The organism is Nocardiopsis lucentensis DSM 44048, assembly GCF_000341125.1.
Taxonomy (GTDB): domain Bacteria; phylum Actinomycetota; class Actinomycetes; order Streptosporangiales; family Streptosporangiaceae; genus Nocardiopsis; species Nocardiopsis lucentensis.
In genome coordinates this window covers 1-5,473 of the sequence record NZ_ANBC01000697.1, presented here as the reverse complement: position 1 = coordinate 5,473, position 5,473 = coordinate 1, and the positions used below count along the sequence as shown (strand labels likewise).

The following is a 5,473-nucleotide window of genomic DNA, read 5'->3' as shown; positions in this document are numbered from 1 at the left end:
GGCAGCCGGTCGACCCGCAGGATCCGCTCCGGACACTTGAACGCGTCCAGCCCGCCCTCCCTGAGGTAGGCGGCCAGCGCCGCGACGTCCGGCGGCTCCGTGCCGTCGCGCGGCACCAGGGCCGCGACCAGCCGCTCACCCATGAGGGGGTCCGGGATCCCGAAACAGCAGGCGTCCGCCACGACCGGGTGGGCGCGCACGGCGGCCTCCACCTCGACCGGGCTGATGTTGGCGCCGCCCCGGATCACCACGTCCTTGAGCCGTCCGACCACCCGCAGCAGGCCGCGGTCGTCCAGGACGCCCAGGTCTCCGGTGCGCACCCATCCGTCGGCGGTGCGGTGGTGCTCGTCGCCCCCCTCCCCGCCGATGTGGCACAGCGGGGTCATCGGGCCCAGGGCGACGATCTCGCCGGTCGCGCCCGCGGCCACGTCCCGCCCGTCGGCGTCCACCACGCGGATGGACGCGACTCCGGGGTCGGGTCGTCCCGCCGGACGGCCGGGGCCGGACTCGTCGCACGGGTCGCCGTCCAACCCGGTGTGGCAGTTGACGCCGTCCGCGGACCCGTAGAGGTTGACCACGGGACCGCCGAAGACCTTGCGCGCCCGCCGCGCCGTGTCGGGTTCCAGCGGCGCTCCGCCCAGCACCAGGACCGCGCCGTCTCCGGGGCGGGGGCAGCGGTCCAGGTCGAGCATCATGCGGATCATCGTGGGCACGCCGAGCACGTGGGTCGGCCCGTGCTCGCCGATCGTCGCCAGGGCGCGTTCCGCGTCGAAGTGGTCGTTGAGCAGCAGGGTTCCGCCGTGCCGGGCCAGGACCACCGAGGTGGCGTTGCTGCCGAAGGCCGAGCCGAGCGGGACCAGGAAGTGCGCTCTGAAGGGATCGGTGCCCAGTCGCAGGGAGGCCATGAAGTTGCCGCGACCGCCCGTGAGCGCGTCGTGGGAGTAGGCGACCATCTTGGGCCGGGCCTCCGAACCGGACGAGACCAGGATCCGGGCGGCCGAGGAGGCGTCCACCTCCGGCAGGTCGGACTCCTGCGCCGGGGCTCCGGTCGCTGACGGGAACCGTCCCCGGGCGTCCACGCCCACCACCCAGCGCAGGTCGGGCAGTCGGGGGCGCAGCCCCTCGGCGGTCCGCACGGGGGAGCGGCCCCGGTGCTCGGTGGCGGCCACGAGGATCACCGCGCCGGAGCCGCGCAGCAGGGCCTCGACCTCCGAGGCGCCGCGCCCCACCGGGAAGGGCAGCGCCACGGCGCCGACCGCCGCGACCGCCAGTTCGGTGGCCACCGCGGCCGCCTGGCCGGGAAGCTGGACGGCCACGACCTCGCCGGGTCGGACGCCGAGGTCCATCAGGGCCCCGGCCACGCACAGGACCTCGCGGCGCAGGGCCGCGTACGTCACCCGTCCGTGGTCGTCCACGACGGCGTCCCGGTCGGGGTGGGCCAGGGCGATGTTGCGGAACAGCCGGTAGACGCCCGTGCCGAGGTAGTGGCCCTCGTCCCGCCACCGTGCGCGCAGGTGTGCGGGGACCAGGTCGGGGAAGGGGGAGCCCGGGGTGCGGGGCGTCATGAGATCCTCCACGGGGAATCGACCGTCAGGAGTCCGTCGGCGGAGCGGGAGAGCAGCGGGCCCAGACGCGGGTCGTGTTCGAGGCCGGGCAGGTCGGTGGTGACCGCGTGGCCGTCCACGTCGGGGGCCTCGGCGCGGGGGCGGCCGCGCAGCAGGTCGGCCGCCGCGCGCAGGGAGCTCTCCACGGCCACCGCCGAACCCAGGCGCTCGCGGGTCAGCAGGGCGGCGGTGACGGCCTGGGCCCCGAGGAAGCCGCCCAGGACGTCGAGCACGGTCATCAGGGAGGCGACCGTCGTCCGCCCGGGGGCCGCGGCCGGGGCGGTGAGCCCCTCGTGCGCCTGGACCATGAAGTCCGTCCCCGGGGGCAGCCCGTCGGCGGGTCCGCCCCAGCCGGAGGTGTAGGCGTACACCAGGCGCGGGTTGGCGCGGGCCAGCGCGGTGGCGTCCAGACCGAGCCGCTCGGCGTTGCCGGGGGCCCAGTTGTGCAGGAAGACGTCGGCGTCGCGTGCGAGGTCACGCAGGTCGCGGCGGCCCCGGTCGCTCTTGATGTCCACCTCCACGGCGTCCTTGCCCCGGTTGAGCGCCGACCACCGCGCGGAGAGCCCACCGCACGTCGGCGGCATACCGCGCAGGGGGTCGCCGCCGGGCGGCTCGACCCGCACGACCGTCGCGCCGAGCGACCGGAGCAGGTGGGCGGCCAGCGGTGCCTGGATACGACGGCCCGCCTCCAGGACGCGAAGACCGGTGAGGGGGAGGACGCAGGAGGCCGCCCCGGGCGCGGGGCCGGAGGGGCGCGCGGGAGGGGCGGCGTCCGTGGGCACGGGACGCAGTGTCCACGGAGGCCGCCCACCCGTCTCCGCCGGTGCGCGCCGGGCCGCGTCCGTGAGCCGGACGAGACCGACCCCGCTGTGCTCGGCGGTGGCGCGGACGTCCGCCCAGGAGCACGAGGCCGCGGCCGACCGCAGTTCCCCGGGGAGCGGGGCGCGGGCCGTCGCGTAGCGGAACTGGAAGGGGGTCCAGCCCGCGCTGATCGCGTGCCTGGGGGCGTCCAGTCCGGTCCAGAAACGGCCCCAGGGTTCGGGGACGAGGGCCTCGATCTCGAAGTCCACGCCGTCCGCGCTGGTGAACGTGGCGGTGCCCGGGGCCGGGGAGACGGCCTCGCCCTCGTCGGCGGCCGCGGCGGCCAGGTACTGGGAGACGGTGAGCAGGGCACACGCCTCCGCGCTGGTGTGGGCGGTCGCGCGACGGCCGGAGCGCAGGCGCAGGAGCTCGGCGGCCAGGAGGCCCGTGACGTGGGCGGTGGCGGCGACCGTGCCGACGTAGGGGAGGGGCAGGGGCTCGGGAGCGCCGTGCCGGCGGCCGTGGACGGCCATGAGTCCGGTGCGGGCCTGGAGGTCGCTCTCGCCGTCGGTGTGCGCGGGCCAGTCCAGGACGGCGCCGGCGCCGTGGGGGAGCCGGAGGCGGGAGGCGGCGGGAACGCCGTCGTCCGGGGCGTCCGGCACGTCGGCGCCGAGGGAACGGAGTTGGCGCGCGGTGTGGCGGTACGGATCGCCGCCTCCGTCGCAGGCCGGTCGTGTTCCCGCCAGGGGCGGGGGGAGGAGGGGAACAGTGGAGGTCATGGGTGTGCCTCGCGAATTCTGTCCGAAGGAGGTGGTGTGGGGGAGGTGCGGGGGAACTCGTCGATCGTCCGCTTCGACCTTTCTGTCGCACAAGCAGTCGCCGTCCGGGGACGGATGGTTCCCGTGCGGCGGGGAGAGGAGGAGGCGGTGGCGGTGCGAACGGATGCTCCGGACGAGGGGCGGACACTGGTCGGGCGGGTGCGCGACTTCGTGGTGCGTGAGGTCGAACCCTGGGAGGACGTCCTGGACGGGGGCGGTGACCGGGCACGGGCGCGCCGTGCGGAGCTGCGGGAGGGCGCGGCGCGGGAGGGGCTGTGGGCACTGCCGTTGCCCCGGGAACTCGGTGGAGGAGGCCTGGGGCTGGCCGGGTACGCGCCCGTGGCCGAGGCCGAGGGGCGCAGCGACCACGGGCCGTCCGTCCTCGGGTCGGCGGCGCTGCTGGACGTGCGGACCCTCGACGCGTACGCGGCGCCCGCCCTGCGCGAGCGCTACCTGGAGGGGTTGGTCTCGGGGCGGCTGCGGGCGTGCTTCGCGATGACCGAACCGGGGGCGCGCGGGTCGGATCCGGCCGCGATCGCGACCACCGCGAGTCCGGCTCCGCGAGGTTTCCGGGTGCGCGGGGCGAAGTGGTTCGTGACCGGGGCCCGCGAGGCGGACCTGGTCGTCGTGGTGGCGCGCACGGGACCGCCCGGCCCGCGCGGTCGTGACGGGCTGACCGTACTGGCGGTGCCCGCCGACGCGCCCGGTGTGCGCGTGGTGCGGGAGTTGCCGGTGTGGGGTGTGGGCGGGCAGTACGAGATCGCCTTCGACGACGTACCCGTCGACGCCGACCACGTGCTGGGCGGGGTCGGCGAGGGGCTGCGCGTGGCGGGAGCCCGGGTGGGGCTCGGTCGGGCCCTGCGGAGCCTGCGGTGGCTCGGGCAGGCCGAGCGCGCGTTCGAGCTGCTGCTCGACCGCGCTCGCGACACCGATCGGGGCAGTCCCTCGCTGGGGGAGTACCAGCTGGTGCAGGGGCTGGTGTTCGAGTCGCACCTGGCCCTGGCCTCCGCGCGGTCCCTGGTGCGGTCGGCCGTGGCGGCGGTGGCGGACCCCGGGAACGATCCGGGGCGCACGGCGGTCGCCACGGCGAAGGTGGCGGCCGCGCGGGCGCTGTCGACCGTGGCCGACGCCGCCGCGCAGGTGTACGGGGCGGAGGGGCTGGGGCCGGACACGGCACTGCCTCGTCTGCAGCGGGTGGCGCGCCAGGCGCGGGTGTTGGACGGGCCGGACGAGCTGCACGTGTCGGCGGTGGCCCGGCGCCTGCTACGGGGCTGAGGGGCGGACGGGCTCAGCGGTACGTGTTGGGGAGGGCGGCTGCCGTTGGGGCACAACGCACGCGATGCGACGTGCGGGTGGGTCGTGCCGCGTACGCCGGAAGGGTCGGATACGCCGCTTGGGTGCCCACCGTAGGGCTGACACGGGAGGTGAGCGCGTGTCGAGGGGTGGCCGCCCGGACTCCTGAGCGGCGGGGCGGGCGCTGTGAGGTTGGGCTTGATGCCCCAGGTGGCGGCTGCGGCGTGCGGTCGAGGTGAGGTCTGCGAGTCAGACGAGGTCCGCGGATGCCGTATCCGTCGCCGACGCCCGGGCTCGCGGTGTTCGGAGTGGTGTCGAAGGTGGCGGGTGTGTTCTGTGGGGAGCACGGCGTGCGGTGGGTCTGTCGTGCTATGCGCGCCCCGCATGGCGGCCGTGGCACGGGGCCGTCGCGGGGCCGGAAGACGCTCATGGACATCCTCACGGTCAGACGAGGTCCGCGGGGACGGTGCCCAGCACCATCGCCGCCGCCAGCGCGAGGAAGAAGTTCCCCCACACGGACTCGATCCCGGTGACCAGCCCGTCGGCGGTCTCGTAGGACCCCCGGCCGAGGCCGTGCGTGCCCAGGTGGTCGCGCTCCAACGCCCCCACGATCGCGTGCGCCCGCGCCCGTGCGGCCGCGGCCCGGGGCCCGGCCCCCGCGTCCGTGCCCCGGGCGGCCGCGGCGTGCGGTGCGGGGGCCGGTGCCGGGGCATCCGTGGCCCGGCGGGTACGGGCCGAGGAGGTCGTACCCGGTTCCCAGACAGGGGCGGCGCCGAACACGGGGTCGTCGGTCGGAGCGCCCGCATCACGCTCGGTTCCGTTGTGGCGCGCGGAGTCCGGGTTCGGGGCCGCGGCCGTGTCGTCGGTCGGGGTGTCCGTACTCCCGGCCCGGGGCGTCGTTCCGTGGAGGTCGGGAAGGGACCGCCGCTGGACGGAGGCGTCCGCGTGGACGGGCGG

At 76.4% G+C, this 5,473-nt stretch carries 4 protein-coding genes; 1 reads left to right on the top strand and 3 read right to left on the bottom strand.

Going from position 1 to position 5,473, the window contains the following annotated elements:
• Nucleotides 1-1,565 (bottom strand): class I adenylate-forming enzyme family protein (locus D471_RS0124355; protein WP_017601030.1); only part of this gene is annotated, 1,565 nt, incomplete at its 3' end.
• Entirely contained in the window at nt 1,562-3,184 is a 1,623-nt protein-coding gene (locus tag D471_RS35975) for a CoA transferase (RefSeq protein WP_017601029.1), read from the bottom strand. The genes D471_RS0124355 and D471_RS35975, both read right to left, overlap by 4 nt.
• A gap of 147 nt (nt 3,185-3,331) precedes the next feature.
• Between D471_RS35975 and D471_RS0124345 the strand changes: the two genes are divergently transcribed.
• Nucleotides 3,332-4,498 (top strand): acyl-CoA dehydrogenase family protein, encoded by a 1,167-nt coding sequence (locus D471_RS0124345; protein WP_241479702.1) that lies wholly within the window; start codon nt 3,332-3,334, stop codon nt 4,496-4,498.
• Nucleotides 4,499-4,960: 462 nt separating this feature from the next.
• Here the strand turns inward: D471_RS0124345 and D471_RS40425 are convergent.
• Nucleotides 4,961-5,473: hypothetical protein (locus tag D471_RS40425; RefSeq protein ID WP_026128033.1), on the bottom strand; the 513-nt coding region annotated here is incomplete at its 5' end.